This window comes from Mesorhizobium sp. M0062 (assembly GCF_040323125.1).
In the GTDB taxonomy this organism is placed as follows: Bacteria; Pseudomonadota; Alphaproteobacteria; order Rhizobiales; family Rhizobiaceae; genus Mesorhizobium.
The window spans coordinates 1-3,003 of record NZ_JAMYUO010000059.1 but is presented as its reverse complement, the minus strand read 5'-3'; the positions used below and the strand labels follow the sequence as shown (position 1 = coordinate 3,003).

2 protein-coding genes and 1 tRNA gene are annotated in these 3,003 nt (G+C 65.6%); 1 reads left to right on the top strand and 2 read right to left on the bottom strand.

The annotated features are described in order from the left end of the window. Positions 1-93: 93 nt before the first annotated feature. Together NKJ64_RS30405 and NKJ64_RS30400 are read right to left on the bottom strand one after the other, a co-directional pair. Positions 94-167 (bottom strand) — tRNA-Gln (locus NKJ64_RS30405). Positions 168-313: 146 nt separating this feature from the next. After that, positions 314-1,246, bottom strand: a complete 933-nt coding sequence (locus tag NKJ64_RS30400; RefSeq protein ID WP_023829854.1) for a lysylphosphatidylglycerol synthase domain-containing protein — start codon at positions 1,244-1,246, stop codon at positions 314-316. A gap of 285 nt (positions 1,247-1,531) precedes the next feature. Between NKJ64_RS30400 and NKJ64_RS30395 the strand changes: the two genes are divergently transcribed. After that, a complete protein-coding gene (locus NKJ64_RS30395; protein WP_023829855.1) occupies positions 1,532-2,875 on the top strand; it encodes a Ppx/GppA phosphatase family protein in 1,344 nt (447 codons plus the stop codon). Positions 2,876-3,003 lie beyond the last annotated feature (128 nt).

Genomic DNA, 3,003 nt, shown 5'->3' with positions numbered 1-3,003 from the left:
CGAACCACTCCAAAACCCCTTCGGGCCAAAAGTGTTACCCATGTCTCCGATATAAACCGTAACCTATGTGTCCGGAATGGACCTGACGTGCCTTGGCTGGGGAACCTGGATTCGAACCAGGACTAACGGAGTCAGAGTCCGTGGGTCTACCGTTAACCTATTCCCCAGCAGGCGCTGTCGCGCTGGTGGGCCGCCGAAGCAGCCGCGCGTGCCTTGTAGCCGCCGCCGGAAAATAGTCAAGCCTGCGTTGCATTTCAATCTCGGTGTTTCATCAGCCAATTGCGCCAGGCGGGCGCTGTCGCCCGGCGCGACCTCAACTGTCCGTCCGGCTGTATTGCGAGTGCTCGAAGAACAGCACCACGCCAAGCGCGATCAGCAGCGGGATGATCAGGTAGAACAGCCGGAACACCAGAAGTGCCGCCAGCACGCCGACCGGGTCCATATCAGACAGGCCGGCGAGGAACACGACCTCGAACACGCCGAGCCCGCCCGGCGCATGCGAGATCTGCGCCACCGAGAACGAGACCAGGAACACGCCGAGGATGACGAAATAGCCGGGATTGCCGGCAACGGGCAGGGCAAAGAAGATGATCGCCGCCGCGGCCAACAGCTCGATCGGGCCGATCAGCAATTGCCGCGCCACGATCGGCAGCGCGGGATAGTGCAGCTGGAAGCCGGCGATTTTCAGCGGCTTCAGATGCAGCCAGCTGCCGAAGATGTAGGCGCCGACCAGGATCAGCAAAGCGATGCCGGCGGCGATCGCCAGGCCGTGGTGCGGGGCGCCGGAAAAGCGGTCGATGATCGCAGGCTCGAACACCAGCACCAGGCCGCCGACCAGAATGCTGGAGAGCACGAAGGTGATCCAGCAGATCGCCACCAGAATGCCGACGTCCTGGCCGGTCAGCCCCCTGGTGCCGTAGGCGCGGTAGCGGATCACGGCGCCCGAAAACACCGAGCCGCCGATATTGTGCGACAGCGCGTAGGTGGTGAAGGAGCAGAAGGTGACGAACAGCCACGACACTCGTCTGCCGATATGCAAGAGCGCGATGTGGTCGTAGCCGGCGAGCGAGGCATAGGCGACCACCGAGCTCAGTGCCGCAAGCACCCAGCCGCGCGTCGGGATGGCCGATATGCCGTCCCAGACATCGTCGAGCGAGATGCCGCGCAACTCATGCCACAGCAACAGCAGCGACCCGATGACCGCCGCGATGCCGATGACCGGCCACAGATAGCGCCTCCAACTCATGGAGTTCTCGTCATGCGTTGCTGCCCATCGCCCAAGCGGGCGTAAAAACGTCCGCGATTCACCAATATTCCCCCTCATTTCAGAAATGCCTCATTGAAGCCGGCTATTCAACCGGACAAGCCCGCTATTCAACGCGGCAAGCATTGCCGCGGCATGATGCCGGCAAAATTTGACCCGCTGCTCTTGGTGATCCGGCCCGGCACTGCTACTCTGGCGGCAACTTGAAAGATTGAAGCGCCTGCTGCGTCCGGTTTTCCGGTTCGCGCGGCGCCGGAAGGAACTGAAGTGGAAGACCACGACACCGGCGCTGGCGCGCCGGAAGTGGGCGTGTCCAGGGCTTCGCCGCCGTCAGGCGGGCCAAGCCCATCCGCCGGGCGGCCCCGCCAGGCGGGGCCTCAGTCCGGTAACGGACAGGCCGGCGAAGCCCAGCATCAGCGAGGCAAGGCGAGAAAGCGGCGCAAGCGCCGGCGTGGGCGCAAGGTTTTTGCGCGCGACGACAGCCCTCTCGCAACCGCCGCAGCGGTTAGTGCGCCGGCCTCAGTCGGCCCGGCCGCTCCAGCGCCGGTGCCTTTGCCCTCGGCGCCACAATCCCGACCGGAACAGCCAATGCATCGTCCGCCGATGCAGGAACTGCCGGTGTTTGCCGCGCTCGATCTCGGCACCAACAATTGCCGGCTTTTGGTCGCGGTGCCGCAGCGCCATGGCCAGTTCCGCGTCATCGACGCCTTCTCGCGCATCGTCAGGCTGGGCGAGGGGCTGACCGCCAATGGGCACCTGAGCCAGGCGGCGATGGACCGCGCCGTCGAGGCGCTGAAAATCTGCGGCGACAAATTGCGCAACCGCAAGATCAGGAAAGCCCGGCTGATCGCCACCGAAGCCTGCCGCACCGCCGACAATGGCGTCGAATTCCTGCAGCGCGTCGAGCGCGAGGCAGGGCTGAAGCTCGAGATCATCGACCGCCAGACCGAAGCGCGGCTTGCTGTATCCGGCTGCGGCTCGCTGGTCGAGCGCGACACGCAAGGCGTGGTGCTGTTCGACATTGGCGGTGGCTCGTCCGAAATCGCGCTGATCGACCTCACCGGCCAGCGCTCGCCGCGGCTGGCCAACCACATCGTGTCGTGGACCTCGCTGCCGGTCGGCGTCGTCTCTCTGGCCGAACGCTTTGGCGGCCGCACGGTGACGCGCGAGATCTTTGCCGCCATGGTCGACGACGTCGCGGTGCGGCTGAAAGCCTTCGACGGCCGCGACCGGCTGAGCCATGTGCTGGCCAGTCCGAAATTCCATCTGCTGGGCACATCCGGCACGGTGACGACGCTGGCCGGCGTCCATCTCGATCTCGAACGCTACGACCGCCGCCGCGTCGATGGGCTGTGGATGGACCGCGACAGCGTCGACCGCATGGTCGAAAAACTGGTCGGCTGGGACTTCCAGCAGCGCTGCGCCAACCCTTGCATCGGCGCCGACCGTGCCGATCTTGTGCTGGCCGGCTGTGCTATCCTGGAAGCCATCCGTGCGGTGTGGCCGTCGGAGCGGCTGCGCGTCGCCGACCGGGGCTTACGCGAAGGCATTTTGAGCGAGCTGATGGCCGATGACGGCGTCTGGCGCAACAGTGGGCGAGGCCGAGCATGATCCGCATTGCTTTGGTGAACGGTCGAGGCCCCCCCCCGCGCGCGTGGCGAGCCCACCCAACCCCCCACCGCCGGGGGTGGGGGGGGTGTTTTATAAAAAAGAGAGCCCCCCGCACCCCGGGGGGGGGG